Below are 25,753 nucleotides of genomic sequence, written 5' to 3' on the forward strand. Positions count from 1 at the left end.
ACAAATGGAAAGGCGGCTTGTTATCAGGCAGCCTTTCCGCTCGTAAGCTCAGACGCGGCGACGCTTGCGCGGGCGGCAGCCATTGTGCGGGACTGGTGTCATATCACGAATGGAAGTGATCGTGAAACCAACAGCCTGCAGGGCACGCAGTGCGCTTTCACGCCCCGACCCAGGACCGGAAACTTCAATTTCCAGCGTTTCCATGCCGTGTTCACGGGCCTTGCGGCCTGCATCTTCAGCCGCAACCTGCGCCGCATAAGGCGTAGACTTCCGCGAGCCCTTAAAGCCCTGCGCACCAGCAGAAGACCAGGAGATAGCATTCCCCTGAGCATCAGAGATGGTGATCATGGTGTTGTTGAACGTGGAGAGCACATGCGCCACGCCCGAAATAATGTTCTTACGCTCTTTTTTACGAACACGCGGTGTTGCGGCTTTCGCCATGTCTTTTCTACCTCAGTCCCTGTCCAGCCTGCGTTTGCAGGCTGGCCGCCTTAGCGGATTGGATTAACGGGTTGCTTTCTTCTTACCGGCAATGGCCACTGCCTTACCCTTACGGGTACGGGCATTGGTGTGCGTCCGCTGGCCACGCACCGGCAGGCCACGACGATGACGCAGGCCGCGGTAGCAACCAAGATCCATCAGGCGCTTAATGTTCATCGCAATTTCACGACGCAGGTCGCCTTCAACGCGATAGGTGCCATCAATCAGCTCACGGAGCTTCATGATTTCATCGTCGCTGAGTTCGTTAACCCGCTTTGCTTCCGGAATCTCCAAGGACTTGCAGATTTCTGCCGCCTTAGATGCGCCAATTCCATAAATATACTGAAGCCCGATCACAACCCGCTTGTTTGTCGGGACATTCACGCCGGCAATACGTGCCACGCCTTATACTCCTGTTCGCCCGCTTTTACAGCGAACGGCTCATAGCCCTGTCTTGACTGGGCGGATTTCACTTGGTGGCCGCGAAATATACCGACCACCGTTACAAGTCAACGAAAACTGATCACTTCTTCGTGATCACGCCGCTATCCTTAAGCGCTGCTTCAATTTCTGCTGTCACTTCAGCAGTCGAAAGCATGCCGTTTACCTTACGCAAACGCCCCGTTTTTTCATAAAACGGCAGAATCGGCGCGGTCAGATTGCGGTATTCTTTCAGGCGCTCAACAACTGTCTCACGCTTGTCGTCTGCCCGGCGCTTGAACTCATGACTCCCACAGCTATCGCATTCCCCTTCCTTTACAGGCGGGTTGGACGCTTCGTTATATGTCTGCCCACATTGTGCGCAGGTAAAACGTCCAGAAATACGATCTGCAAGGATCTCTTCATTCACGTCCAGGAACAGCACGACATCAATGCTCTTCCCATCCGCTGCGAGCATGGCATCCAGCTCTTCAGCCTGCCCCAGAGTGCGGGGGAAGCCATCCAGAATAAACCCATTCTGGCAGTCCGGCTGGGCAATCCGGTCTTTGAGCATGGCAATAATCAGGGCATCGGGCACAAGCTTGCCCGCGACCATCAATGCCTTTGCCTGATTACCAACCTCGGAGCCACGCGCCACTTCGGCACGCAGCATATCCCCGGTGGAAATCTGGATCAGTCCGTGGCGTTCTTCCAGAAGCTTGGACTGCGTACCTTTTCCGGCCCCAGGCGGGCCCAGAAAAATAATATTCATCGTCTGATGATCCTCTGCTTCCTGCCACCACGAGACTTACGCATAAGCCCCTGGTACTGATGCGCCACCAAGTGTGACTGCACCTGAGTAACCGTATCAATCGTAACCGACACAATAATGATCAGGCTGGTCCCACCAAAGTAGAAGGGCACATTATAGCGACTGATCAGTATCTGCGGCAACAGACAGACCGCCACCATATAAGCCGCGCCAATGGTCGTCAGACGCGTCAGGATCTTGTCAAAGTACGATGCAGTGGAAGCACCAGGCCGCACGCCAGGAATGAACCCACCCTGCTTACGCAGGTTATCTGCCGTCTCTGCCGGATTAAAGGTCACCGCAGCATAGAAGTACGAGAAAAAGATAATCATCAATGCGTAAAAGAGCAGATACAGAGGCTGCCCCTGCCCCAGTTCTTCACCCAGAAATGATAACCAGCCCGGCAATGACTTACCGTTCATGAACCCTGCTAGGGTAACAGGAATCAGCAGCACCGAAGAGGCAAAAATCGGTGGGATAACCCCTGCCGTGTTCACCTTGAGCGGCATATGCGTGGTGTCTCCACCAAACATGCGCTGCCCCATCTGCCGCTTGGGATACTGGATAATAACCCGCCGCTGTGCTTGTTCCATGAACACGATGAACATGATGGTCAGACCAGCCAGCACAAGGAACAGAAGCACAAAGAAGGACGACAGAGCGCCCGTGTACCCCAACTGGAAAAGGCTCACCAAGGCATGCGGCAGGTTGGCCACGATACCGGCAAAGATAATGAGAGAAATCCCATTACCAACACCGCGCGACGTAATCTGCTCACCAAGCCACATCAGGAACATTGTTCCGCCCACCAGTGCTGTTACACAGGTGACCAGAAAAAGCGGACCCGGATTCACAACAGCAGCGCCGCTCTGAACATTCTCAAGCCCGATCGCAATCCCGTAGGCCTGAAAAACCGCAATCAGCACGGTCAGGTAACGCGTGTACTGGTTGAGCTTTTTGCGCCCCTGCTCACCCTCTTTCTTGAGGGCTTCAAGAGAGGGCACCGCCGTAGACATCAACTGCACGATAATGGACGCAGAGATATAGGGCATGATGTTCAACGCGAAGACGGTCATACGCCCAAGAGCGCCCCCCGAAAACATATTGAACATGCCAAGAATGCCGCCCTGATGCTGCGCCAGAAGCTGCCCCATAACCGTAGCATCTACACCGGGCACAGGAATATACGTTCCCAAACGGTAAACAATCAGCGCGCCTAGCGTAAACCAGATCCGCTTCTTGAGTTCCGTCGCCTTGGCAAAGGAGCCTACGTTAAAATTGGCAGCCAGTTGTTCGGCCGCGGAAGCCATGCATCCGTCCTTTCACACAAACAGCGCCGCCACACAAAGTGGAGACGCTGGCATGATTGCCTGAAAAATATCAGACAGCTGTTCTGACTTAAACACGGAAGAGAGAACAGGGTCTGCCACTGCTCTCTCCCCCATGCCAATCAGGAGGCGCTAGCTTCCACAGGTGCCGTCACCAGCAGCTTGATGCTGCCGCCAACTTTTTCAATGGCAGCCTTAGCAGAAGCAGAAACGCCAGACACTTCAAAAGAAACGCCTTTTGTCAGTTCGCCTTCACCCAGAATGCGAACCCCTGCGTACTTACCGGTCCCGACCAGACCAGCTTTCTTCAGCGCTTCTTCGGTGATAGTCACGCCGTTTTCCAGCTTACCATCGGCCAGTGCCTGTTCTACTGCACCAAGGTTAACCGGTGCATAGACCTTGCGGAAGATGTTTTTAAAGCCCCGCTTCGGCAGACGACGATAAATCGGGAGCTGACCACCTTCAAACCCGTTGAGGGAAACACCCTCACGTGCCTTCTGGCCTTTCACACCCTTACCGGACGTTTTGCCCTTACCGGAACCAATACCGCGCCCGAGCCGCTTTTTGCGGTAGCGAGCACCTTCGTTATCACGAAGTTCGTTGAGTCTCATATTAGTCCTCCACCTTCACCAGGTGGGCCACTTTGCGGACCATACCCCGGGTAGACGGGGTATCTTCCAGAACCTTTTCGCGCCCGATCTTGTTCAGACCAAGCCCGATCAGGGTTTCCTGCTGACCCGGCTTACGTCCGTTACCGGACGCAATCTGTGTCACCTTGAAAGTTTTTTTATCAGACATCTGCAGCCTCCGCACCAGCAGCCTGGTCGCGCTTGCCAAAGATTTCCGCCACTTTCTTGCCGCGGCGGTTTGCCACAGCACGGGGGCTGGCACAACGTGTCAGGGCGTCAAAAGTCGCCTTAACCATGTTATGCGGGTTCCGGGTCCCCAAGGACTTGGCAACAACGTCGTTAATGCCAAGGCTTTCGAACACGGCACGCATCGGACCACCAGCGATGATCCCCGTACCGGCTTCAGCCGAACGCAGCACAACTTTACCAGCACCGAAGTGACCGGCCACGTCATGGTGCAGCGTGCGCCCTTCTTTCATGGGAACGCGAATCATCCCACGCTTGGCGCGTTCGGTAGCCTTGCGGATCGCTTCAGGAACTTCACGGGCCTTACCAGCGCCGTAGCCCACGCGACCCTTCTGGTCACCAACCACAACCAGAGCAGCAAACGCAAAGCGCCGACCACCCTTAACAACCTTTGCAACGCGATTGATGGTTACCAGCTTATCAACCAGTTCATCGCCTTCGCGTTCACGCTCACGGCCGCCTCGACCGCCTTCTCTTGGTTCACGAGCCATTGCGTGATCCTTTCCTCAGAAGGAGAGACCGCCCTCACGGGCCGCCTCCGCCAGGGCCTTGACGCGCCCGTGATAAAGATAAGATCCCCGGTCGAACACGACCTGAGACACACCAGCCGCAACAGCACGCTGGGCAACCAGCTTACCAACCGCACCAGCGCTTTCCCGCGTCGCGCCATTTTTCAGGGCTTCACGCAGTTCTTTATCCAGCGTCGATGCAGCAGCAAGGGTAACCCCCTGCGCGTCATCAATCACCTGAGCGTAGATGTTCTTACCAGACCGGAAAACCGACAGACGAGGACGGCCACCAGCCTTGCGGCGAAGCTGAAAACGGAGACGCGCGCGCCGCCGATTCCGCAATTCCTGCTGAGTGCTCATTATTTCTTCTTGCCTTCCTTACGGCGGATGGTTTCCGTATCATAACGAACACCCTTGCCTTTGTAAGGCTCAGGCTTGCGATAGCTACGAATATCCAGAGCCACCTGGCCAACACGCTGCTTATCAATCCCTTCCACCACAATCGCGGTAGGACGCGGGGTAGAAATCTTGATGCCAGCAGGAATCGGATAGATCACGTCGTGAGAAAAGCCGAGGTTCATAACGAGGTTAGAACCCTGCACTGCAGCACGATAACCTGTCCCGGTAATTTCCAGGGTCTTGGAGAACCCGTCAGAAACACCTTTGACCGCACAAGCGATAAGTGCGCGTGTTGTACCCCACATCATGCGTGCCTGAGATTCGGTACCATTTGGCTGCACAACAACCAAATTGTCCTTCACTTCAGCCGTAACATGACTGGAGATGGGCAGAGAAAGCTCACCCAGCTTACCCTTGGCCTTAAAAACACCGTCCGCGATGGAAACTGTAACCCCTGCCGGAACTTCGACGGGATACTTGCCTACTCGTGACATTTATCCCTCCTCAGAATACGCGGCAAAGGACTTCACCACCAACATTGGCGGCGCGGGCCTCTACATCGGACAGAACACCACGCGGCGTGGACAGGATGGAAACACCCAGACCAGCGCACACACGCGGCAGTTCTTTAATTTTGGAATAGACGCGGCGACCAGGGCGGGAAACACGCTGGATTTCACGAATAACCGGTTCACCTTCCGCGTATTTCAGCTCGATGTGCAGCTGGGAAATACCCTTCCGCACTTCTTCGCGCTTGTAACCACGGATGTAACCTTCGCGCTGCAGAGCTTCAAGCACGTTCACACGCAGATTGGATGCCGGAGCAACACAAGAGTTGTGACGTGCACGCTGAGCGTTGCGAATACGGGTGAGCATATCACCCAAAGGATCTGAAAGCGACATCTCGAGCCCTTACCAGCTAGCTTTCACCACTCCCGGAATCTGGCCATCAGAAGCCAGATCACGGAAAGCGATACGACACAGCTCAAACTTACGGTAGTTACCGCGAGAACGACCTGTCAGCTTGCAACGCAGACGCACACGTACACGAGAACCGTTACGCGGCAGTTCTGCCAGCTTGAGAGACGCATCGAACCGATCTTCCACGGGCAAAGACCGATCCATTACGATGTTTTTGAGAGCGGTACGCTTCTCATTATCCCGTGCCGCCATGCGCTTGCGTTTAGCATTACGCAGGATGGCAGATGTTTTAGCCATACAACATTACCTCCGGAACCCTTCGAAAACCTTCGACGGTTTTCCAAGATCACACAATAAAGCAGCCTGTATCATCCCAAGAAGGGAAGATCAAATGCCTTCAGCAAAGCCTTAGCTTCTGCGTCCGTTTTCGCACTGGTCACGAACACAACATCCATACCGCGGACTTCGTCCACTTTATCGTATTCGATTTCAGGGAAAACAATCTGCTCTTTCAGGCCAAGGGCAAAATTGCCACGACCATCAAAGCCTTTTGTCGCAGGGAGACCACGGAAGTCGCGGATGCGCGGCATCGCAATCGTCACAAGACGATCGAGAAATTCGTACATCCGGGCCCGACGCAGCGTGACCTTACAGCCAATCGGCAGCCCTTCACGGATCTTGAAGCCAGCGATTGCTTTTTTAGCAACCGTTTTGACCGGCTTCTGACCTGCGATAAGGGTCATTTCTGCAACGGCTGCATCCAGCTTCTTCTGGTCACCAGCGGCTTCACCAACGCCCATATTCAGGACGATTTTTTCAAGCCGCGGCACCTGCATTTCGTTGCTATACCCAAACTGCTCACGCAGCTTGGCACGAAGTTCACTCTCATAGCGCTGGTGAAGGCGCGGGAGGGAACGCCCTTCCTGATTCGCACTCATACCTGGCCTCTCAACCTTCAATCACTTCGCCAGTCGCCTTGGCAACGCGAACTTTTTTGCCGTTTTCCAGCACACGGAAGCCAACGCGGGTCGGCTTCTTGGAGGCCGGGTCAACCAGTTTCAGGTTGGAGAGGTGAACAGCTGCCTCACGGGCAATAATTCCACCTTCCTGACCCATGCGGCTAGCGCGCTGGTGACGTTTGGCAATTGCAACACCACGGACAACAGCGCGATCTTCGGAAGGACGAACCTCCAGAACTTCACCCTGCACACCCTTGGAAGAGCCGGTGATGACGACAACCGTATCGCCTTTTTTAATACGGGCAGCCATTACAGCACCTCCGGCGCCAAAGAGATGATCTTCATGAACTTCTTAGCACGCAGTTCACGCACGACCGGGCCAAAAATACGGGTACCGATCGGTTCCTGCTGCTTGTTGATCAGCACGGCAGCGTTGCGGTCGAACCGGATGGCGCTGCCATCGGGACGGCGAACCGGGTAAGACGTACGCACGATAACGGCCTGGTGAACATCGCCCTTCTTCACCTTCCCACGGGGGATGGCTTCCTTGACGGAAACGACGATCACGTCGCCGACCGAGGCAGACTTCCGCTTGGAACCGCCCAGCACCTTAATGCACTGCACCTGACGTGCACCGGAATTGTCGGCCACATCGAGGTTGGTCTCGGGATGGATCATAACCTAGAAATCCTTACGTTAGGCCGACGCGGTTTGTTCCACGCCCACGGCTTCACCGTTGCGGGAAATCACGGTCCACGTCTTACGCCGAGAAATAGGCGCACATTCAACAATCCGCACAGAATCACCGATCTTGCAGATGTTTTCTTCATCATGCGCCGCATACTTCTTGGAGCGACGAATGAACTTCTTATACACAGGATGCATGACGCGACGATCGACAAGAACCGTAACGGTCTTGTCCATCTTGTCGCTCGTCACACGTCCGGTCAGGACGCGCCTCGGCATCGGCTACCTCTCCTCAGGCATTGGCAGCAGATGTTTTTGCACCTGCTGCATTCTTTGCATTCTGCGCAGCAATTGTCTTGATGCGCGCAATTTCACGGCGGACCACACGGACGCGGCTCTGCGCTTCTGTCTGGCCGGTGGCCTGCTGGAAACGCAAGTTGAGCTGTTCACGCTTGAGCTCAACCAGACGGGCTTCAAGCTCGTCTGGTGTTTTAGCGCGCAAATCAGCTGGCTTTACTGCCTTTACCATCTCACGCATCTCCAATTCGGGTCACAAATTTGGTCTTGATCGGCAGCTTGGCAGCACCAAGAGCCAGCGCTTCGCGCGCCAGTTCGGGCGGTACGCCTTCGATCTCAAACAAAATACGACCAGGCTTCACACGGGCCACCCAGAATTCAGGCGATCCCTTGCCAGAGCCCATACGCACTTCTGCAGGCTTTGTCGAGACCGGAATATCCGGAAAGATCCGAATCCAGACACGACCCGCACGTTTCATGGCACGGGTAATGGCACGACGGGAGGCCTCGATCTGGCGCGCCGTAATACGTTCCGGCTGCAGAGCCTTAAGGCCAAACGTACCAAAGTTCAGTGTGGTACCGCTTTTAGCAAGGCCGTGAATACGACCTTTATGAGCTTTGCGGAATTTTGTCCGCTTAGGGGAAAGCATTGTTTTTTATCCTCTCCTCAGCGCTGAGGAGCCTGTTCGGCCGCCCGGCGATCCTGTGCCAACGGATCATGAGCAAGAATTTCACCCTTGAAGATCCATACCTTCACACCGCAGGTGCCGTAGGTGGTCTTCGCCGTTGCCGTGCCGTAATCAATGTCGGCGCGCAGGGTGTGCAAGGGCACACGACCTTCACGATACCATTCAATACGTGCGATTTCAGCACCACCCAGACGGCCAGAGCAGTTGATCCGGATACCCTGGGCACCCAGACGCATGGCAGACTGCACGGCGCGCTTCATGGCGCGACGGAAGGCTACGCGGCGTTCAAGCTGCTGGGCAATGTTTTCAGCAACCAGAGTCGCATCGATTTCTGGCTTGCGGATTTCAACGATGTTCAGCGCAACTTCCGTACCCGCCATGCGGGTCAGTTCCTTGCGCAGAGCGTCGATGTCCTGACCCTTCTTGCCGATGACAACACCAGGGCGTGCTGCGTAAATCGTAACGCGCGGCTTTTTGGCCGGGCGTTCGATCACTACGCGGGATACGCCTGCACCAGCCAGCTTGCGACGCAGGAATGCACGAAGCTTAAGGTCTTCGTGCAGCAGACGGGAATAGTCTGCATCTGCGTACCAGCGGCTGTCCCAGGTGCGGTTGATGCCGAGCCGCAGCCCGACCGGATTGACTTTATGCCCCATAGCTCAGGCCGCCTTCTGCTCGGAAGAAGCCGTGTCAGACACAACGGCCCGCTCGGCTACAACAATCTTCAGGTGACTGAAAAACTTTTCGACGCGTGCGGAACGACCGCGGCCACGTGCGTGAAAACGCCGCATGACAATGGACTTACCCACTTCGGCCGTTTTCACCACCAGCTGATCAACATCGAGCTGGTGGTTGTTTTCAGCGTTAGCGATCGCGCTTTCCAGCGTTTTCTTAACCTGCTGAGCGATACGGCGCTTGGAGAATGTCAGCGTCGCAATTGCCTGAGATGCAGGTTTATTACGGATCAGGCCTGCCACAAGGTTCAGCTTGCGGGGGCTAACCCGGATGTTACGCGTGATAGCTTGCGCTTCTGTTTCCGCGAGCGTGCGCGGATGCTTCGGCTTGCTCATCTGTGCTCTTAGCCCCGCTTAGACTTCTTGTCAGCACCATGCCCGTGGAACGTACGGGTGGGAGAGAATTCGCCAAACTTGTGGCCAACCATATTCTCTGTCACCTGCACGGGCAGGAACTTCTGACCGTTATAAACACCAAACGTCAGACCAACGAACTGCGGAAGAATCGTTGAACGACGCGACCAGATCTTGATCACTTCATTCCGACCCGATGCGCGGGATACTTCAGCTTTATTCAGCAGATACCCGTCGACGAACGGACCTTTCCAGACGGAACGTGCCATCTTCTATTGCCCCTTACTTGCCGGTCTTCCGGCGACGGATAATCAGACCGTCCGTCCGCTTGTTGACCCGAGTTTTGTAACCTTTGGTGGGCTTGCCCCACGGCGTAACCGGATGACGACCACCAGATGTGCGGCCTTCACCACCGCCATGCGGATGGTCAACCGGGTTCATCACCACGCCGCGGTTATGCGGACGGCGACCCAGCCAACGGGAACGACCAGCTTTACCCATGTGCTGGTTCATGTTGTCCGGATTGGACACGGCACCAACGGTTGCCATGCATTCACCGCGAACAACACGCAATTCACCAGACTGCAGCTTGATCTGGGCGTAGCCGGAATCCTTACCAACCAACTGCGCATACGTCCCTGCGGAACGGGCCAGCTTGCCGCCAGCGCCCTGCTTCAGTTCGATGTTATGGATAATCGTACCCACCGGAATAGCAGCAAGCGGCATAGCATTGCCTGGCTTAATGTCCACACGCGCACCAGCGATGACATTGTCACCAACCTTCAGACGCTGGGGTGCCAGAATGTAGGCCAGTTCACCGTCTTCGTACTTCACCAGCGCGATGAAGGCTGTGCGGTTGGGATCGTATTCAAGACGTTCCACAGTGCCCAGCACATCAAATTTGCGCCGCTTGAAGTCCACATAACGATAGGACTGCTTATGACCGCCGCCACGGAAACGAGACGTGATACGACCGTTATTATTACGGCCGCCCGACTTGTTCTTACCTTCCGTAAGCTGCTTGACCGGCTTGCCCTTCCACAGGTCAGCACGATCAATCAGAACCGTACCACGCAGGCTCGGCGTGACAGGATTAAAGTGCTTCAGTGCCATTAGTTTCTACCCTTGGTCACGCCAGCTTCGCGGTCAGGTCAATGGACTGACCTTCTGCAAGCTGAACGAACGCCTTCTTAACGTCAGAACGCTGACCAATACGCCCTTTAAAGCGCTTGGTTTTACCTTTCTGGACAAGGGTGTTGACGCCAACAACCTTGACCCCGAACAGCGTTTCCACCGCAACCTTGATTTCAGGCTTGCTAGCCGTCATTGCGACCTTGAAAACAACCTGATTTTTTTCAGAAAGCGCAGTCGCCTTCTCGGTAATGACAGGCGTCCGCACGATGTCGTACAGAGCCTCCCGAGAGAGACGCTCGGCTTTCTTGCGAATAGCAAGAATATTCGTCATGCCAGGCGTTCCTTCAGTCCTTCAAGGCCTGCCTGCGTGATGGCAAGCACCTCGTGGTTCAGAATGTCATAAACATTCGCGCCAATGGTCGGCAGAATGTCAATCTTCGGCAGGTTGCGAGCAGCGCGCACGAAATTTTCGTCCACGGATGCGTCCACAATCAGAGCCGAGCCCCAGCCGAGCCCCTGCAGCTTCTTGGCCAGTTCGCTGGTCTTGGTCACGCCGGAAGCCGCGTCCAGAACAACAAGCTTACCTTCAGCAGCCTTCTGCGACAGAGCGGAGATCAGGCCCAGACGACGCACCTTTTTAGGCAGGTCATAGCCGTGATCACGCACAACTGGACCGTGCACAACACCACCAGTGCGATACTGGGGAGCGCGCAGGGAGCCCTGACGTGCACTACCCGTGCCCTTCTGGCGGTACGGCTTTTTGGTCGTGCCGGACACTTCGCCCATGCCCTTGACCTTGTGCGTACCAGCGCGGCGCTTTGCCAGCTGCCAGTGCACAACGCGTGCCATTACATCTGCTCGGGGTGCTGCGCCGAAAAGTTCTTCCGGAAGCGTAGCTGAACCAGCCGTGCCGTTATCAAGTGTCTTGATTTCGATTTCCATGATCTCAGGCCTCCGCCTTCACAGCTGCCGGGTACGGCGCATCGCTATGGCGGGCTTTCTTGATCGCATCACGAATGAGAACGACACCATTCTTTGCTCCCGGAACGGAGCCACGAATCATGATCAGATTCTTTTCCGGATCGACCGCTGCGATTTCCAGATTCAAGGTGGTCACGCGTTCATCACCCAGATGACCAGCCATTTTCTTGTTCTTGAAGGTTTTGCCAGGGTCCTGGCGGTTACCGGTCGAACCATGCGAACGGTGCGAAATGGACACACCATGCGAGGCTTCAAGACCAGCAAAATTCCAGCGCTTCATGGCGCCAGCAAACCCTTTACCCTTGCTCGTCCCCGTCACGTCAACCTTCTGGCCAACAACGAAGTGGGAAGCAGAAAGAGCAGCACCGACTTCCAGCGTAGCGTCATCGGCCACACGGAACTCACGAACTGTTTTCTTGGGTTCAACCTTCACGCGGGCAAAATGGCCACGGTTGGGTTTTGTTACGTTTTTCACCTTGGCGTTGCCCATACCCAGCTGGACGGCTACGTAACCATCACGCTCCTGAGTACGAACGTCTACCACCTGCACGTCATCAACGTGCAGAACGGTGACAGGCACATGAGTGCCGTCTTCCTTGAACAGTCGGGACATGCCCAACTTTTTTGCGATCAATCCGGTGCGCATCGTCTGGACCTTAAAGTTTGATCTCGACATCCACGCCAGCGGCGAGGTCGAGCTTCATGAGAGCGTCCACGGTCTGCGGAGTGGGCTCAACAATATCGAGCAAACGACGATGAGTCCGAATTTCGAACTGCTCGCGGCTCTTCTTGTCAACGTGAGGAGAACGGTTAACCGTAAACCGTTCGATATGCGTCGGCAGCGGGATAGGACCCCGAACCCGCGCACCCGTACGCTTCGCCGTATTCACGATCTCTTTCGTGCTGTTATCAAGCACCCGATGATCGTACGCTTTCAGGCGAATGCGGATGTTCTGGTTGTCCATCTGTTTCTTAGTCCAACACTTTACTTGTCCGGGATAACCCGGCCGCCAAGTAAGACCCCAACCGAGTAATCGGTCGGGGCCACTCAGTCTCTAATCCTTTATCGATTACTCGATAATGGAGGCAACAACGCCTGCACCAACGGTACGGCCACCTTCGCGGATAGCGAAGCGGAGACCTTCGTCCATGGCGATAGGAGCGATCAGCTCCACTTCCATGGCGCAGTTGTCGCCGGGCATAACCATTTCCGTGCCTTCGGGCAGGTGCACAACACCCGTCACGTCAGTCGTACGGAAGTAGAACTGCGGACGATAGTTGGTGAAGAACGGCGTATGACGGCCACCTTCTTCCTTCGTCAGGATGTAGGCTTCAGCCTTGAACTTCTTGTGCGGCGTAATGGAGCCGGGCTTAGCCAGAACCTGACCACGCTCAACGTCTTCACGCTTCGTACCACGCACCAGAGCACCGATGTTGTCGCCAGCTTCGCCGCGATCAAGCAGCTTGCGGAACATTTCAACACCCGTAACGGTGGTCTTGATGGTGTCTTTCAGGCCGACGATTTCAACTTCGTCACCCACGTTGACAACACCACGTTCCACACGGCCGGTCACAACCGTACCACGACCGGAGATCGAGAACACGTCTTCGATCGGCATCAGGAACGGACGATCAACCGGACGTTCCGGCTGCGGGATGTACGCATCAACTGCGTCCATCAGGTCACGAACGCGGTTTTCACCAACTTCCGGGTCGCCGTCTTCCAGAGTAACCAGAGCGGAGCCCTTGATTACCGGAATATCGTCGCCAGGGAACTGGTAGGAAGACAGAAGTTCACGAACTTCCATTTCAACCAGCTCAAGCAGTTCAGGATCATCAACCTGGTCAACCTTGTTCAGGAAGACAACCAGAGCCGGCACACCAACCTGACGAGCAAGCAGGATGTGTTCACGGGTCTGCGGCATCGGACCGTCAGCAGCGGACACAACGAGGATGGCACCATCCATCTGAGCCGCACCGGTGATCATGTTCTTCACATAGTCAGCGTGTCCGGGGCAGTCGACGTGCGCGTAGTGACGGTTTGCGGTTTCATATTCCACATGAGCAGTGGAAATGGTGATGCCGCGAGCGCGTTCTTCGGGAGCGGCGTCGATCATGTCGTATGCTTTGAACTCAGCACCGCCGGTCTTTGCCAGGGTCTTCGTAATAGCAGCCGTCAGAGACGTCTTACCATGGTCAACGTGACCAATGGTGCCGATGTTGCAGTGCGGTTTATTCCGCTCAAATTTAGCCTTAGCCATTGTTTACTCCATGCCCCAAAAAATGTCCGGGATGCAGTTGTTATAAGCGCCCCAATCCCTCGACAAGAGGGAAAGCGGAACTTTCACGGATTACCAGCGATAATGACTGAATGCCTTGTTGGCTTCAGCCATACGATGCGTGTCTTCACGCTTCTTCACAGCCGCACCACGATTGTTCACGGCATCCAGAAGTTCGTTGGACAGACGGTCCTGCATGGTGTTTTCACCACGCTTGCGCGCTGCATCGATGACCCAGCGGATAGCCAGAGCCTGACGACGATCAGTGCGCACTTCGACCGGAACCTGATAGGTCGCACCACCAACACGGCGGGAGCGGACCTCAACGGCCGGCTTTACGTTGTCCAGAGCGTTATGGAACAGCGCGATCGGATCGGATGCTGCACCATTGCGACGGGCCATGGCGTCAATCGCACCATAGACAATCTTTTCGGCTGTGGACTTCTTACCGTCGAACATCAGCGCGTTCATAAAACGCGTAATGACGACATCTCCGAACTTCGGATCGGGAAGGATCTCGCGCTTAACAGCACGATGACGGCGACTCATACCTTAACTTCCTCTTATTTCGGACGCTTGGCGCCATACAGCGAACGACGCTGACGCCGCTTGGCGATACCCTGCGTATCGAGAACACCGCGAAGGATGTGGTAACGAACACCCGGCAAATCTTTCACACGACCGCCGCGGATAAGCACAACACTATGTTCCTGAAGGTTGTGACCTTCACCAGGAATATAGCTAACCACCTCATAGCCATTCGTCAGACGCACCTTGGCAACTTTACGCAGTGCGGAGTTAGGCTTTTTCGGTGTCGTCGTATAAACGCGGGTGCAAACGCCGCGCTTCTGAGGGCAACCCTGCAGAGCGGGCACTTTGTTCCGCTTGACTGCAGGCTTACGCCCTTTGGCAATGAGCTGGTTGATGGTCGGCATGCGCCTTTCCCGATCCTTACACAGTTCGGTCGACCAGCTGCATCTTCTGCGGCTAGCCGACTTTCATTAAAAAGATCCCATCAGGCAACAACCCGGATGGGGCTATATTGGCATCCGGCTCCGCTTCCCCCCGGAAGCCAACCGCATGCTAAAACTCATACAGAGAACCTGAGTGCCCTGCTCATCAATAAAGATAAACAAAGCTGAGGGCTGCTAACTACAGCCCCCCCTACCAGAAGTCAAGCTTTACCCGGCGATTCTCTACTGCACACGCTCAGGAGCCACAAAAAAGGCCGGAGCAATGCCCCGGCCTTTTCCAACTCTTTATAATAAAGAGTTTATTCAGCAGCCGTACGGCTCACGCGCTGTTTGTCCTGTTCTGCGGCAATGGCGCGCAGGCGCTTCATGACGCTCCCCGTCCCTGCCGGGATCAGACGACCCACAATCACGTTTTCCTTCAGGCCCATGAGCTTATCAACCTTACCGGCCGTTGCGGCTTCGGTCAGAACACGCGTGGTTTCCTGGAAGGATGCGGCCGAGATAAAGGACTGGGTCTGCAACGATGCCTTGGTAATCCCCTGCAGCACCGGCATAGCCAGCGCAGGGCGTTCACCAGCATTGAGGCATTTGGTGTTCTCGACATCGAACTCAAGCCGATCCACCGTCTCACCGATCAGGTAGGTCGTATCACCCGGTTCCAGAATTTCCACCTTCTGGAGCATCTGACGAACGATAACCTCAATGTGCTTATCGTTAATCTTCACGCCCTGCAGACGGTAAACATCCTGGATTTCGTTGATCAGGTAATCAGAGAGAGCCTCGACCCCCATGACCTTGAGAATATCGTGCGGAACGCGGGGACCATCGACCAGCGGATCGCCTTTTTCCACAAAGTCACCTTCCTGAACGGAAATGTGCTTGCCTTTGGGGATCAGGTATTCCTGCTCATGTCCGGTTTCGTCATTCTTCACGACAATCCGACGCTTGGACTTGTAATCCTTGCCGAATTCAACGCGCCCTTCCATTTCCGCAATAATAGCGTGATCTTTGGGACGACGCGCTTCAAACAGCTCGGCCACACGCGGCAGACCACCGGTAATGTCACGCGTTTTGGAACCTTCACGCGGCAGACGTGCCAGCACGTCACCCGCATTCACTTCCGCACCGTTTTCAATCGAAAGCAGTGTTTCAGGTGACAGGAAGTAGCGGGCTTCACCACCGTTATCCAGCTTCACCACTTCGCCGTTGGCATCCTTAAGCTGCACGCGAGGACGCAGATCAACGCCCTTACCTGCCTGCTTGTAGTCAACCACCACCTTGGAGGTCAGGCCGGTCACTTCATCCATACGCTCGACAAGCGTGATAGAATCGATGAGGTCCAGATATTCGATCTTACCGGCTTTTTCCGTGATGATCGGAAGGGTGTAGGGGTCCCACTCGGCCAGTTTCTGGCCACGTGCCACGGTAGCACCTTCCGTTGTGAGCAGACGCGCACCGTAAGGCACACGGTAGCGGAATTTCTCCACGCCCTTTTCGTCTGTCAGCAGGATTTCACAGTTACGGGCCATGACAATTGGCACGTTCTGGCTGTTCTGCACCACGTTACGGTTGCGGATGACAATCTTACCATCGCGTGATGCTTCGATCATGGACTGTTCAGCACCACGCTGCGCCGCACCACCAATATGGAAGGTACGCATGGTCAGCTGGGTACCAGGCTCACCAATGGACTGCGCCGCGATAACACCAACCGCTTCACCGATGTTAACCGGCGTACCACGTGCCAGATCACGCCCATAGCAGCGACCACAAACACCAACGCGGCTGTCACAGGTCAGCACGGAACGGATATGGATAACTTCCACACCGGAGGCTTCAATACGTTCCGCATCAGCTTCATCAACAAGCTGGTTACGGGCTGCAATAACCTTGCCAGTCGTGGGGTCCACAACGTCGGACGCAAGTGTGCGGCCCAGAATACGTTCGGACAGGGAGGCAACGACTTCCCCACCATCCATCACCGCACGCACGGTCAGACCGCGCTCACTACCGCAATCTTCCTCGATAATGATGCTGTCCTGCGCCACGTCAACCAGACGACGGGTCAGGTAACCGGAGTTTGCAGTTTTCAGCGCGGTATCGGCCAGCCCCTTACGTGCACCATGGGTAGACGTAAAGTAATCGAGAACCGACAGGCCTTCCTTAAAGTTGGCAATAATCGGCTGCTCAATAATTTCACCAGACGGCTTGGCCATCAGACCACGCATACCAGCAAGCTGCTTCATCTGCGCCGGCGACCCACGGGCCCCGGAGTGGCTCATCATCCACACAGAGTTGATGGGCTTGCCAACTTCCTGACGGGAAATTTCCTTGGTCATGGCAGCCTGCACTTCGTCCGTGCAACGTGACCAAGCATCGACCACCTTGTTATAGCGTTCGCCTGCTGTAATCAGACCATCCTGATACTGCTGTTCAAACTCTTTAACTTCGGCTGCGGTGCGATCGACCAGTTCTTTCTTTTCGGCCGGGATGATCATGTCATCCTTACCGAAGGAAATACCAGCCTTGGCTGCGTGGCGGAAACCAAGCGCCATCAGACGGTCGCAGAAAATGACAGCTTCTTTCTGGCCGCAGTGACGGTAAACCGTATCAATCACGTCCGACACGGCTTTTTTAGTCAGCTGGCGGTTGATCAGAGAGAACGGAATGGTTTCGTGCTTGGGCAGGATCTGCGCGATCAGCACACGACCGGGTGTGGTCACGGCTGTTTCATAGACGCGCTTGCCATCTGCATCAATCTGCTCAAATCGGGCCCGGATCTTGTCGTGCAGTTTGAGAGCGCCGGCATTGAGCGCGTATTCCACTTCCCCAATGGAAGAGAAAGACGCTGCACCGGCTTTAACCAGTTCACCCGTGGTTTCGTCGTATTCGTTCCGATCCGGCGTAACCTTGAATTCAGGCGTTTCCAGGCTGAGGTAATACAGCCCGAGAACAATATCCTGAGACGGCACGATAATCGGCTTGCCGTTGGCGGGGCTGAGGATGTTGTTGGTCGACATCATCAGCACGCGCGCTTCAAGCTGGGCTTCCAGGCTGAGCGGTACGTGCACGGCCATCTGGTCACCGTCAAAGTCCGCGTTAAAGGCGGTGCAGACCAGCGGGTGCAGCTGAATGGCCTTACCTTCAACCAGCACAGGTTCAAACGCCTGAATACCAAGACGGTGCAGGGTCGGTGCGCGGTTCAGAAGGACGGGATGTTCGCGAATAACTTCTTCAAGAATATCCCAGACTTCGGGACGTTCTTTTTCCACCATCCGCTTTGCGGCCTTGATGGTCGTGGCATGACCATACTTTTCCAGCTTGGCGTAAATGAAGGGCTTGAACAGTTCCAGCGCCATCTTTTTGGGCAGACCGCACTGATGCAGCTTCAGTTCCGGCCCGACCACGATGACCGAACGGCCAGAGTAGTCAACGCGCTTACCCAGAAGGTTCTGACGGAAGCGACCCTGCTTGCCCTTGAGCATATCGGACAGGGACTTGAGCGGACGCTTGTTGGCACCTGTAATCGCACGGCCACGACGACCGTTATCAAACAGGGCATCCACAGCTTCCTGCAACATGCGCTTTTCGTTACGCACGATAATATCGGGCGCGCGCAGTTCCATCAGCCGCTTGAGGCGGTTGTTACGGTTGATAACGCGGCGATACAGATCGTTCAGATCGGACGTTGCAAAACGCCCACCATCAAGCGGCACAAGCGGGCGCAGTTCAGGCGGAATAACCGGAACCAGATCCAGAATCATCCACTCGGGGCGTGCACCGCTTTCCGAGAAGGCTTCGACCAGCTTGAGGCGCTTGACGAGCTTCTTGCGCTTGGCTTCGGACGTGGTTTCCTTGAGCGCCTGACGCAGCTCTACCTTTTCAGCATCACACTCAATGCGTTCAAGAACCTTCTTGATCGCTTCAGCACCGATCCCGACTTCAATCCCTTCCTCGCCGTAATCGTCCATTGCGTCGAGATACTGCTCTTCGCTCAGGAGAGAATACTGCTTGAGGGGAGACGTGCCCGGTTCAAGAACCAGATAGTTCTCGAAATACAGTACCTTTTCCAAGTCCTTGAGCGTCAGATCGACCATAAGGCCGATGCGGCTTGGCAGGGACTTCAGGAACCAGATATGCGCAACAGGGCTGGCAAGCTGAATATGACCCATGCGCTCACGGCGGACTTTGGCCAGTGTGACTTCAACGCCGCATTTTTCGCATATAATACCGCGGAACTTCATCCGCTTGTATTTGCCGCAAAGGCATTCGTAGTCTTTGATCGGGCCAAAAATCCGAGCGCAGAACAGGCCATCACGTTCAGGCTTGAACGTACGGTAGTTAATGGTCTCGGGCTTCTTGATTTCACCAAAAGACCAGGAGCGGATCTGCTCAGGCGATGCAAGCTGGATCTTGATCTGGTCAAAGGTCATTGCCTGGCCGGTCTGGCCAAGAATTTTCATGAGTTCATTCATGTGCAGAAGCCCCCAAAGGGAAATGGAGCGCTGGAGCAATGGCTCCAGCCTCCTTCTTGAAATAAGTACGGATTGTGGCGGGGAAAATCACCGTTAGTCTGCCCCCTGCTCCAACTCCACATTGAGGCCAAGGGACTTGAGTTCCTTGATCAACACGTTGAAGCTTTCCGGAATACCGGCTTCAAAGTCATCCTGTTCGCGTACAATCGCTTCATAAACCTTTGTTCGGCCAGACACGTCATCCGACTTCACGGTTAGCATTTCCTGCAGCGTGTAAGCAGCACCGTAGGCTTCAAGCGCCCACACTTCCATTTCCCCAAAGCGCTGGCCACCAAACTGCGCCTTACCACCCAGCGGCTGCTGCGTAACAAGCGAGTATGGACCAATGGAGCGGGCATGGATCTTGTCATCGACAAGGTGATGCAGCTTCAGCATGTAAATGTAACCGACAGTCGTCTTGCGCTCAAACTGCTCGCCTGTCCGCCCGTCAATCAACTGCGACTGGCCCGATTTGTTAACACCAGCCTTTTCCAGCATGGCTTCAATATCGGGGATGGAAGCGCCATCAAACACCGGGGTCGCAATAGGCACGCCCTTGCGCAGGTTGTTGGCCAGCTCCACCAGTTCGTTGTTGTTCATGTTCGCAATAGCGTCATCATAGACCTTATCGCCATACACGTCTTTCAGACGGTCCAGCAGGTCCTGACGTTTTTCGCCCGTGCGCTGGTAGTCATCCACCAGTTCACCAATACCACGGCCGATATTGGCACATGCCCAACCCAGATGCGTTTCCAGAATCTGACCGACGTTCATGCGCGATGGCACGCCAAGCGGGTTCAGAACCAGATCAACCGGCGTCCCATCTTCCAGGAACGGCATGTCTTCAACCGGAACCACACGGGAGACAACCCCCTTGTTCCCGTGACGACCGGCCATTTTGTCACCCGGCTGAAGCTTACGCTTAACCGCGACAAACACCTTGACCATCTTCATCACGCCAGGCGGCAGTTCATCACCACGCTGGAGTTTTTCAACCTTGCTTTCAAAACGGGCCTGAATACGGGCAATAGCCGCATCAAACTCGCGCCGCAGGGTTTCAAGCTCAGCCATAACGCTGTCAGATGTCACAACAATGTGCCGCCACGTAGCACGGGGCTGTTCGTCCAGAACTTCCTGCGTGATCACCGTGCCGGAGCGGATACCCTTGTAGCCAGCGCCAGCAGTCTGATCGAGCAGCTTTTCACGCAGACGGCTGTAGAAGGAACGCTCCTGAATAGCCCGTTCGTCATCACGGTCTTTGGCCAGACGTTCAATTTCTGCGCGTTCAATGGCCATTGCGCGTTCGTCTTTATCCACGCCACGGCGGGAGAACACACGCACATCAACAATGGTGCCCGTTGTGCCGGGCGGCAGACGCAGGGATGTGTCACGCACATCAGATGCTTTTTCACCAAAAATGGCGCGGAGGAGTTTTTCTTCCGGCGTCATCGGGCTTTCGCCCTTTGGCGTAACCTTACCGATCAGAATATCGCCGGGGTTAACCTCGGCACCAACATAGACAATCCCGGCTTCGTCGAGGTTGCGCAGAGCTTCCTCACCAACGTTGGGGATGTCACGGGTGATTTCTTCCTGACCCAGCTTGGTATCACGGGCCATGACTTCGAATTCCTCGATATGGATCGAGGTAAACACGTCATCCTTGGCAATCCGTTCGGAAATCAGGATGGAGTCTTCGAAGTTGTAACCGTTCCAGGGCATGAACGCGACCAGCACGTTACGGCCCAGAGCCAGTTCACCCAGCTCCGTGGAAGGACCGTCAGCAATAATATCACCCGCGCTGACCTGATCGCCCACATGGACCAGCGGACGCTGGTTAATGCAGGTGGACTGGTTGGAGCGCGAGTATTTACGCAGACGATAGATATCGACGCCCTGTGTGGCACCGCTGGCATCCGTCGAGCGCACAACAATACGTGCACCGTCAATCTGGTCCACAATACCGTTGCGCTTGGCAACAATGGTTGCACCGGAATCCCGTGCAACAGCCGCTTCCATACCCGTACCAACCAGCGGCGCATCCGAGCGCACCAGCGGCACAGCCTGACGCTGCATGTTGGAGCCCATGAGTGCGCGGTTCGCGTCATCGTTCTCAAGGAACGGGATGAGCGCGGCTGCAACAGAAACAAGCTGTTTGGGCGATACGTCGCAGGCCGTTACTTCGGTCGGGGGCACCAGACGGAAGTCACCGTTACGGCGAACGGAGATCAGGTCGCTGGTCAGCGCCCCTTCGTCGTTCACCTTGGCGTCAGCCTGAGCAACAACCAGCTTTTCCTCTTCCATGGCGGAGAGGTACTTCCAGCCGTCCTGCAGCACGCCGTCCTTGACCAGACGATACGGCGTTTCGATAAACCCGTACTTGTTCACCTTGGCGTATGTGGCCAGCGAGTTGATCAGACCGATGTTCGGGCCTTCAGGCGTTTCAATCGGGCAGATACGGCCGTAATGGGTCGGGTGAACGTCACGGACTTCAAAGCCTGCGCGCTCACGCGTCAAACCACCCGGACCCAGTGCTGAAAGACGACGCTTATGCGTGACTTCGGACAGCGGGTTGGTCTGGTCCATGAACTGGCTGAGCTGGGAAGAGCCAAAGAACTCACGCACAGCAGCAGCAGCAGGCTTGGCGTTGATCAGGTCATGCGGCATGACCGTATCAATATCGACCGAGCCCATACGCTCACGAATAGCACGTTCCATACGCAGCAGACCGATACGGTACTGGTTTTCCATCAGTTCGCCCACGGAGCGAACACGACGGTTACCCAGATTATCAATATCGTCGATCTGACCGCGGCCGTCCTTCAGGTCACACAGAACCTTGATGGTGCGCAGGATGTCATCCTTACGCAGAACGCGCACGGTGTCTGGCACATCAATGTCCAGACGCATGTTCATTTTCACACGACCAACAGCCGACAGGTCGTAGCGGTCTGCATCGAAGAACAGGCCCTGCAGCATGGCTTCGGCCGTTTCCGCCGTTGGCGGTTCCCCGGGGCGCATGACGCGGTAAATGTCGATCAGCGCTTCATCACGGCCGCTGTTTTTATCAACGGTCAGCGTGTTGCGGATCCACGGCCCTTTGGCGGAATCAATAGCCAGAACCGGCAGTTCGGTAATCCCGGCTTCTTCAAGTGCAGCCAGACGGGCTTCGGTGATTTCCTCACCGGCTTCACCGTAAATTTCACCGGTGTTCATGTTGACCATGTCGTGGGCGATAAAGCGCCCGATCAGATCAACTTCACCCACCAGCACTTCACGGGTTTTTTCAGCAATCTTGCGAACCAGACGTGCCGTCAGCTTTGTTTCGGCGTCAGCCACAACTTCGCCGGTTTCGGCATCCACCAGCGGCGCCAGCAGCTTGAGGCCGCGGAAAGAGTCCGCATCGAACGGACGCGCCCAGCCCTTGGCAGACTTGGTGAAAGTGACTGTGTCGTAGAAGTAACCGAGGATTTCATTGGCATCCATGCCATGAATATCCAGCGCATCCACATCCCCACCCTCAGCCAGCTTCGCTTTACGTGCAGCGGCGGAGGCAGCACCTTCGAGTGCATAAAGGAGCGTGGTGACGGGCAGCTTACGCTTGCGGTCGATACGGACGTACAGCAGATCCTTGGCGTCGAATTCGAAATCGAGCCAGGAGCCACGGTAAGGAATAACGCGCGCAGCAAACAGGTATTTGCCCGACGAATGGGTTTTACCCTTATCGTGGTCAAAGAATACACCAGGGGAGCGGTGCATCTGACTGACAATAACGCGCTCGGTGCCGTTAACGATAAAGGTACCGTTATCGGTCATGAGCGGCATGTCGCCCATGTAAACCGGCTGCTCTTTAATGTCGCGGATGGAGCGCGAACCCGTGTCCTCGTCCACATCCCACACGATAAGGCGCAGAATGACCTTCAGCGGTGCGGAGAACGTGAGGCCACGCTGGATGCATTCCTCAACATCGTATTTCGGATCTTCAAATTCGTAGCTTACGAATTCCAGACGACCACGACCAGCAAAGTCATTGATCGGGAATACGGAGCGGAATACCTCCTGCAAACCCGTAGGAGTGCGCGCATCAGGCGACACATTGGCCTGAAGAAACGTCTCGTAAGACGCGCGCTGCACATCTATCAGGTTCGGCATCGGGGCGATTTCGGGAATCCGCCCGAAACTCTTGCGAATCCGCTTCCGTCCTGTGAACGATTTGGTGATTGCGTTCATCGTCGCTCCTGCCCCGCCCTTATCTCGGACCATCAGGCTCGTGGTCTGCCGCGAGCCTGATGGTCCGACCTATTTCGGCCAAAACCATACCGGATTTACCCGGCCACCTGCCTCAGATCAACCTGAAACAGGCAAACGGGCGGAGGCATACACCCCCACCCGAGAACCTCAATTTCCTTCACCCCACCACATATGGGCGGGATCAAGGCAATCTTACTTAACTTCGACGGTTGCGCCGTTATCTTCAAGAAGCTTCTTGATTTTGGCAGCTTCGTCCTTGCTGACGCCTTCCTTAACGGTCTTGGGAGCGCCTTCAACCAGGTCCTTAGCTTCCTTCAGACCCAGACCCGTGATGCCACGGATTTCTTTAATCACGTTGATCTTCTTTTCGCCAGCGGCGGCCAGAATAACCGTGAATTCGGTCTGCTCTTCAGCAGGAGCAGCAGCAGCGCCCGGAGCAGCAGCAGCAACTGCAACAGGAGCAGCAGCGGAAACGCCCCACTTTTCTTCGAGCAGCTTGGAAAGTTCAGCAGCTTCAAGAACGGTCAGAGCGGACAGTTCGTCAACAAGCTTAGCAAGATCAGCCATAGTCAGACTTCCTAATATAAACACTGGTTAGCAAAACGCAACCTCTACACAGAGGCTACGCGTATTTCTTGTACACACCCCCATATGGGAGCATGTGGTCAGGCAGCTTCACCCGTTTTGGCATAGGCCCCAAAAACACGAGCAAGCTGGCCAGCCGGCGCCTGAACAACACTGGCGATGCGCGTAGCGGGCGTGGAGATAAGACCCACGAGCTGCGCGCGCAGCGTGTCGAGCGACGGCAGCTCGGCAAGAGCCTTGATCCCAGCTACATCAAGTACCTGAGAACCAAGAGAACCACCAAGCAGCTCAAGCTTGTCATTGGTTTTGGCGAACTCAACGATCACCTTCGCCACTGATACAGGTTCGTCCGCCCACGCAAGCGCGGTCGGTCCCGTCAGCAACGGCGCGATGCCGCTGAACTGGGTCCCATCCAGGGCGAGAGTTGCCAGCCGGTTTTTGGCAACCTTGTAGTTTGCACCCGCTGCCCGCACCTTGCGTCGCAGATCCGTCACATCAGCCACGGTCAACCCGTTATTACGGGTAACCACAACCATGGACGTTTCGGCGAACACGGCGGCCAGAGAGGCAACAAGGGCCTTCTTTTCCGTACGGTCCAAATCCCGTCTCCGTCTTGTTCCATCAGATCTAAACCTGACAGAACGGGTTGCCCTTTAGGTTCTGCAACAAACAGAACCCGCTCGCCTGTCCTTGATAAACGGAATATCTGGCACTGCCGAAAATTCTCAGCCTGCAACCAGCATCCCCGTCTTACCACGCGCCAGCCCCGAAAGGCCGATTAAGAGCAAACTCACGTGTGGTCTCGGACAGGTATAAGAAGTGGTAAACCACTCCCTTATGCACCAGACCAGCCACAAGGGCCAGCCTGGCAACATTCTTGCTCAGCCTGCGAAGGCAGAGACGTCCAGCTGCACACCCGGACCCATTGTGGAGGTCAGGGCAGCCTTCTTCAGGTAGGTGCCTTTGGCGCCAGTCGGGCGAGCCTTCTGCACGGCATCAACAAATGCACGTACGTTTTCAGCCAGCTTGTCTGCACCGAAGGAAGCCTTGCCAACGCCAGCGTGGATGATACCGGTCTTTTCAGCGCGGTATTCAACCTGACCGGACTTGGCTGCCAGAACGGCACCCTTAACGTCCATGGTCACGGTACCCAGCTTGGGGTTAGGCATCAGGCCACGCGGGCCGAGGATCTTACCCAGACGACCGACCAGAGCCATCATGTCCGGGGTTGCAATGCAGCGATCGAAAGCGATTTCGCCAGCCTGCACCTGCTCCATCAGATCTTCTGCACCAACAACGTCCGCACCGGCAGCCTTGGCTTCTTCAGCCTTGGGGCCACGTGCGAACACGCCAACGCGCAGGGTCTTGCCCGTGCCGTTGGGCAGGGACACAAAACCACGAACCATCTGGTCAGCATGACGCGGGTCGATACCCAGATTCAGGGCGATTTCAACCGTTTCGTCAAACTTTGCAGTTGCATTGTCTTTGACGAGGGAAACAGCTTCGTCCAGACCGTATGCCTTACCGGCAACAACCTTGGCGCGAGCAGCTGCAAGACGCTTGTTCTGAGCCATA

The 25,753-nt window shown here is 55.5% G+C and carries 33 protein-coding genes; all 33 read right to left on the reverse strand.

Annotated features, from left to right (window positions below; translation table 11 throughout):
* Nucleotides 1–48: 48 nt before the first annotated feature.
* Nucleotides 49–441, reverse strand: coding sequence for a 30S ribosomal protein S11 (gene rpsK, locus ACSYTG_RS08325; RefSeq protein WP_025826926.1), 393 nt, complete (start codon nt 439–441; stop codon nt 49–51).
* 63 nt (nt 442–504) lie between these two features.
* Entirely contained in the window at nt 505–882 is a 378-nt protein-coding gene (gene rpsM / locus ACSYTG_RS08330; protein WP_086647139.1) for a 30S ribosomal protein S13, read from the reverse strand.
* A 121-nt stretch (nt 883–1,003) separates the two neighbouring features.
* On the reverse strand, nt 1,004–1,672 hold the full coding sequence (locus tag ACSYTG_RS08335; RefSeq protein ID WP_086647138.1) for an adenylate kinase: 669 nt from the start codon (nt 1,670–1,672) through the stop codon (nt 1,004–1,006).
* The gene (gene secY, locus ACSYTG_RS08340; RefSeq protein ID WP_086647137.1) at nt 1,669–3,021 is read right to left on the reverse strand and encodes a preprotein translocase subunit SecY; all 1,353 of its coding nucleotides are present in this window, start codon (nt 3,019–3,021) and stop codon (nt 1,669–1,671) included. Before secY ends, ACSYTG_RS08335 begins: the two co-directional genes overlap by 4 nt.
* A gap of 140 nt (nt 3,022–3,161) precedes the next feature.
* Complete coding sequence (rplO, locus tag ACSYTG_RS08345) at nt 3,162–3,650, reverse strand: 50S ribosomal protein L15 (RefSeq protein WP_086647136.1); 489 nt, start codon at nt 3,648–3,650, stop codon at nt 3,162–3,164.
* Nucleotide 3,651: 1 nt separating this feature from the next.
* Entirely contained in the window at nt 3,652–3,837 is a 186-nt protein-coding gene (gene rpmD / locus ACSYTG_RS08350; protein ID WP_086647135.1) for a 50S ribosomal protein L30, read from the reverse strand.
* Nucleotides 3,830–4,405, reverse strand: coding sequence for a 30S ribosomal protein S5 (gene rpsE, locus ACSYTG_RS08355; protein ID WP_048852990.1), 576 nt, complete (start codon nt 4,403–4,405; stop codon nt 3,830–3,832). The genes rpmD and rpsE overlap by 8 nt, the downstream gene beginning before the upstream one ends.
* A gap of 15 nt (nt 4,406–4,420) precedes the next feature.
* The gene (gene rplR / locus ACSYTG_RS08360; protein WP_086647134.1) at nt 4,421–4,783 is read right to left on the reverse strand and encodes a 50S ribosomal protein L18; all 363 of its coding nucleotides are present in this window, start codon (nt 4,781–4,783) and stop codon (nt 4,421–4,423) included.
* A complete protein-coding gene (gene rplF, locus ACSYTG_RS08365; RefSeq protein WP_086647133.1) occupies nt 4,783–5,316 on the reverse strand; it encodes a 50S ribosomal protein L6 in 534 nt (177 codons plus the stop codon). Before rplF ends, rplR begins: the two co-directional genes overlap by 1 nt.
* 10 nt (nt 5,317–5,326) lie before the next feature.
* A complete protein-coding gene (gene rpsH / locus ACSYTG_RS08370; protein ID WP_086647132.1) occupies nt 5,327–5,725 on the reverse strand; it encodes a 30S ribosomal protein S8 in 399 nt (132 codons plus the stop codon).
* Nucleotides 5,726–5,734: 9 nt separating this feature from the next.
* Nucleotides 5,735–6,040, reverse strand: a complete 306-nt coding sequence (gene rpsN / locus ACSYTG_RS08375) for a 30S ribosomal protein S14 (RefSeq protein WP_025826945.1) — start codon at nt 6,038–6,040, stop codon at nt 5,735–5,737.
* 71 nt (nt 6,041–6,111) lie between these two features.
* Nucleotides 6,112–6,681 (reverse strand): 50S ribosomal protein L5, encoded by a 570-nt coding sequence (gene rplE / locus ACSYTG_RS08380; RefSeq protein ID WP_048852987.1) that lies wholly within the window; start codon nt 6,679–6,681, stop codon nt 6,112–6,114.
* A gap of 10 nt (nt 6,682–6,691) precedes the next feature.
* The gene (gene rplX / locus ACSYTG_RS08385) at nt 6,692–7,012 is read right to left on the reverse strand and encodes a 50S ribosomal protein L24 (protein WP_086647131.1); all 321 of its coding nucleotides are present in this window, start codon (nt 7,010–7,012) and stop codon (nt 6,692–6,694) included.
* Nucleotides 7,012–7,380 (reverse strand): 50S ribosomal protein L14, encoded by a 369-nt coding sequence (gene rplN, locus ACSYTG_RS08390; RefSeq protein WP_025826951.1) that lies wholly within the window; start codon nt 7,378–7,380, stop codon nt 7,012–7,014. Before rplN ends, rplX begins: the two co-directional genes overlap by 1 nt.
* Nucleotides 7,381–7,398: 18 nt before the next feature.
* The gene (gene rpsQ / locus ACSYTG_RS08395) at nt 7,399–7,668 is read right to left on the reverse strand and encodes a 30S ribosomal protein S17 (protein WP_086647130.1); all 270 of its coding nucleotides are present in this window, start codon (nt 7,666–7,668) and stop codon (nt 7,399–7,401) included.
* A gap of 13 nt (nt 7,669–7,681) precedes the next feature.
* The gene (gene rpmC, locus ACSYTG_RS08400; RefSeq protein WP_086647129.1) at nt 7,682–7,918 is read right to left on the reverse strand and encodes a 50S ribosomal protein L29; all 237 of its coding nucleotides are present in this window, start codon (nt 7,916–7,918) and stop codon (nt 7,682–7,684) included.
* 1 nt (nt 7,919) lies between these two features.
* Nucleotides 7,920–8,336 (reverse strand): 50S ribosomal protein L16, encoded by a 417-nt coding sequence (gene rplP / locus ACSYTG_RS08405; protein ID WP_025826957.1) that lies wholly within the window; start codon nt 8,334–8,336, stop codon nt 7,920–7,922.
* 17 nt (nt 8,337–8,353) lie between these two features.
* The gene (gene rpsC / locus ACSYTG_RS08410; RefSeq protein WP_086647128.1) at nt 8,354–9,031 is read right to left on the reverse strand and encodes a 30S ribosomal protein S3; all 678 of its coding nucleotides are present in this window, start codon (nt 9,029–9,031) and stop codon (nt 8,354–8,356) included.
* Nucleotides 9,032–9,034: 3 nt separating this feature from the next.
* A complete protein-coding gene (gene rplV, locus ACSYTG_RS08415) occupies nt 9,035–9,445 on the reverse strand; it encodes a 50S ribosomal protein L22 (protein ID WP_086647127.1) in 411 nt (136 codons plus the stop codon).
* An 8-nt stretch (nt 9,446–9,453) separates the two neighbouring features.
* Nucleotides 9,454–9,732, reverse strand: coding sequence for a 30S ribosomal protein S19 (gene rpsS, locus ACSYTG_RS08420; protein ID WP_012812769.1), 279 nt, complete (start codon nt 9,730–9,732; stop codon nt 9,454–9,456).
* A gap of 13 nt (nt 9,733–9,745) precedes the next feature.
* Nucleotides 9,746–10,576 carry a 50S ribosomal protein L2 gene (rplB, locus tag ACSYTG_RS08425; protein WP_086647126.1) on the reverse strand — a complete coding sequence of 277 codons (831 nt, stop codon included), beginning with the start codon at nt 10,574–10,576 and terminating at the stop codon, nt 9,746–9,748.
* A gap of 16 nt (nt 10,577–10,592) precedes the next feature.
* On the reverse strand, nt 10,593–10,928 hold the full coding sequence (locus ACSYTG_RS08430) for a 50S ribosomal protein L23 (RefSeq protein WP_048852979.1): 336 nt from the start codon (nt 10,926–10,928) through the stop codon (nt 10,593–10,595).
* Nucleotides 10,925–11,539, reverse strand: a complete 615-nt coding sequence (gene rplD, locus ACSYTG_RS08435) for a 50S ribosomal protein L4 (protein ID WP_048852978.1) — start codon at nt 11,537–11,539, stop codon at nt 10,925–10,927. Before rplD ends, ACSYTG_RS08430 begins: the two co-directional genes overlap by 4 nt.
* A gap of 4 nt (nt 11,540–11,543) precedes the next feature.
* Nucleotides 11,544–12,224, reverse strand: a complete 681-nt coding sequence (gene rplC / locus ACSYTG_RS08440; RefSeq protein WP_086647125.1) for a 50S ribosomal protein L3 — start codon at nt 12,222–12,224, stop codon at nt 11,544–11,546.
* 10 nt (nt 12,225–12,234) lie between these two features.
* Complete coding sequence (gene rpsJ, locus ACSYTG_RS08445) at nt 12,235–12,543, reverse strand: 30S ribosomal protein S10 (RefSeq protein WP_007282720.1); 309 nt, start codon at nt 12,541–12,543, stop codon at nt 12,235–12,237.
* Nucleotides 12,544–12,648: 105 nt separating this feature from the next.
* On the reverse strand, nt 12,649–13,839 hold the full coding sequence (tuf, locus tag ACSYTG_RS08450; protein WP_086647124.1) for an elongation factor Tu: 1,191 nt from the start codon (nt 13,837–13,839) through the stop codon (nt 12,649–12,651).
* Nucleotides 13,840–13,929: 90 nt separating this feature from the next.
* Entirely contained in the window at nt 13,930–14,406 is a 477-nt protein-coding gene (rpsG, locus tag ACSYTG_RS08455) for a 30S ribosomal protein S7 (protein ID WP_059023537.1), read from the reverse strand.
* Between the two features lie 14 nt (nt 14,407–14,420).
* Nucleotides 14,421–14,792 carry a 30S ribosomal protein S12 gene (rpsL, locus tag ACSYTG_RS08460; protein ID WP_003622698.1) on the reverse strand — a complete coding sequence of 124 codons (372 nt, stop codon included), beginning with the start codon at nt 14,790–14,792 and terminating at the stop codon, nt 14,421–14,423.
* A 338-nt stretch (nt 14,793–15,130) separates the two neighbouring features.
* Nucleotides 15,131–19,306, reverse strand: a complete 4,176-nt coding sequence (rpoC, locus tag ACSYTG_RS08465; protein ID WP_278741457.1) for a DNA-directed RNA polymerase subunit beta' — start codon at nt 19,304–19,306, stop codon at nt 15,131–15,133.
* A 93-nt stretch (nt 19,307–19,399) separates the two neighbouring features.
* Nucleotides 19,400–23,572, reverse strand: coding sequence for a DNA-directed RNA polymerase subunit beta (gene rpoB / locus ACSYTG_RS08470; RefSeq protein WP_095348977.1), 4,173 nt, complete (start codon nt 23,570–23,572; stop codon nt 19,400–19,402).
* Between the two features lie 213 nt (nt 23,573–23,785).
* On the reverse strand, nt 23,786–24,160 hold the full coding sequence (gene rplL / locus ACSYTG_RS08475) for a 50S ribosomal protein L7/L12 (protein ID WP_086647122.1): 375 nt from the start codon (nt 24,158–24,160) through the stop codon (nt 23,786–23,788).
* Nucleotides 24,161–24,258: 98 nt separating this feature from the next.
* Nucleotides 24,259–24,777 (reverse strand): 50S ribosomal protein L10, encoded by a 519-nt coding sequence (rplJ, locus tag ACSYTG_RS08480; RefSeq protein WP_048852972.1) that lies wholly within the window; start codon nt 24,775–24,777, stop codon nt 24,259–24,261.
* A gap of 282 nt (nt 24,778–25,059) precedes the next feature.
* Nucleotides 25,060–25,752, reverse strand: coding sequence for a 50S ribosomal protein L1 (gene rplA / locus ACSYTG_RS08485; protein WP_086647121.1), 693 nt, complete (start codon nt 25,750–25,752; stop codon nt 25,060–25,062).
* Nucleotide 25,753 lies beyond the last annotated feature (1 nt).

The sequence above is a fragment of the Acetobacter sp. ESL1128 genome (genome assembly GCF_058505085.1).

Bases quoted from the DNA above. Each gene is read 5' to 3' on its own strand.
- rpsK (WP_025826926.1), bottom strand. From the start codon at position 441: ATGGCGAAAGCCGCAACACCGCGTGTTCGTAAAAAAGAGCGTAAGAAC.
- ACSYTG_RS08335 (WP_086647138.1), bottom strand. From the start codon at position 1,672: ATGAATATTATTTTTCTGGGCCCGCCTGGGGCCGGAAAAGGTACGCAG.
- secY (WP_086647137.1), bottom strand. From the start codon at position 3,021: ATGGCTTCCGCGGCCGAACAACTGGCTGCCAATTTTAACGTAGGCTCC.
- rplO (WP_086647136.1), bottom strand. From the start codon at position 3,650: ATGAGACTCAACGAACTTCGTGATAACGAAGGTGCTCGCTACCGCAAA.
- rpmD (WP_086647135.1), bottom strand. From the start codon at position 3,837: ATGTCTGATAAAAAAACTTTCAAGGTGACACAGATTGCGTCCGGTAAC.
- rpsE (WP_048852990.1), bottom strand. From the start codon at position 4,405: ATGGCTCGTGAACCAAGAGAAGGCGGTCGAGGCGGCCGTGAGCGTGAA.
- rplR (WP_086647134.1), bottom strand. From the start codon at position 4,783: ATGAGCACTCAGCAGGAATTGCGGAATCGGCGGCGCGCGCGTCTCCGT.
- rplF (WP_086647133.1), bottom strand. From the start codon at position 5,316: ATGTCACGAGTAGGCAAGTATCCCGTCGAAGTTCCGGCAGGGGTTACA.
- rpsH (WP_086647132.1), bottom strand. From the start codon at position 5,725: ATGTCGCTTTCAGATCCTTTGGGTGATATGCTCACCCGTATTCGCAAC.
- rpsN (WP_025826945.1), bottom strand. From the start codon at position 6,040: ATGGCTAAAACATCTGCCATCCTGCGTAATGCTAAACGCAAGCGCATG.
- rplE (WP_048852987.1), bottom strand. From the start codon at position 6,681: ATGAGTGCGAATCAGGAAGGGCGTTCCCTCCCGCGCCTTCACCAGCGC.
- rplX (WP_086647131.1), bottom strand. From the start codon at position 7,012: ATGGCTGCCCGTATTAAAAAAGGCGATACGGTTGTCGTCATCACCGGC.
- rplN (WP_025826951.1), bottom strand. From the start codon at position 7,380: ATGATCCATCCCGAGACCAACCTCGATGTGGCCGACAATTCCGGTGCA.
- rpsQ (WP_086647130.1), bottom strand. From the start codon at position 7,668: ATGCCGAGGCGCGTCCTGACCGGACGTGTGACGAGCGACAAGATGGAC.
- rpmC (WP_086647129.1), bottom strand. From the start codon at position 7,918: ATGGTAAAGGCAGTAAAGCCAGCTGATTTGCGCGCTAAAACACCAGAC.
- rplP (WP_025826957.1), bottom strand. From the start codon at position 8,336: ATGCTTTCCCCTAAGCGGACAAAATTCCGCAAAGCTCATAAAGGTCGT.
- rpsC (WP_086647128.1), bottom strand. From the start codon at position 9,031: ATGGGGCATAAAGTCAATCCGGTCGGGCTGCGGCTCGGCATCAACCGC.
- rplV (WP_086647127.1), bottom strand. From the start codon at position 9,445: ATGAGCAAGCCGAAGCATCCGCGCACGCTCGCGGAAACAGAAGCGCAA.
- rpsS (WP_012812769.1), bottom strand. From the start codon at position 9,732: ATGGCACGTTCCGTCTGGAAAGGTCCGTTCGTCGACGGGTATCTGCTG.
- rplB (WP_086647126.1), bottom strand. From the start codon at position 10,576: ATGGCACTGAAGCACTTTAATCCTGTCACGCCGAGCCTGCGTGGTACG.
- ACSYTG_RS08430 (WP_048852979.1), bottom strand. From the start codon at position 10,928: ATGACGAATATTCTTGCTATTCGCAAGAAAGCCGAGCGTCTCTCTCGG.
- rplD (WP_048852978.1), bottom strand. From the start codon at position 11,539: ATGGAAATCGAAATCAAGACACTTGATAACGGCACGGCTGGTTCAGCT.
- rplC (WP_086647125.1), bottom strand. From the start codon at position 12,224: ATGCGCACCGGATTGATCGCAAAAAAGTTGGGCATGTCCCGACTGTTC.
- rpsJ (WP_007282720.1), bottom strand. From the start codon at position 12,543: ATGGACAACCAGAACATCCGCATTCGCCTGAAAGCGTACGATCATCGG.
- tuf (WP_086647124.1), bottom strand. From the start codon at position 13,839: ATGGCTAAGGCTAAATTTGAGCGGAATAAACCGCACTGCAACATCGGC.
- rpsG (WP_059023537.1), bottom strand. From the start codon at position 14,406: ATGAGTCGCCGTCATCGTGCTGTTAAGCGCGAGATCCTTCCCGATCCG.
- rpsL (WP_003622698.1), bottom strand. From the start codon at position 14,792: ATGCCGACCATCAACCAGCTCATTGCCAAAGGGCGTAAGCCTGCAGTC.
- rpoC (WP_278741457.1), bottom strand. From the start codon at position 19,306: ATGAATGAACTCATGAAAATTCTTGGCCAGACCGGCCAGGCAATGACC.
- rpoB (WP_095348977.1), bottom strand. From the start codon at position 23,572: ATGAACGCAATCACCAAATCGTTCACAGGACGGAAGCGGATTCGCAAG.
- rplL (WP_086647122.1), bottom strand. From the start codon at position 24,160: ATGGCTGATCTTGCTAAGCTTGTTGACGAACTGTCCGCTCTGACCGTT.
- rplA (WP_086647121.1), bottom strand. From the start codon at position 25,752: ATGGCTCAGAACAAGCGTCTTGCAGCTGCTCGCGCCAAGGTTGTTGCC.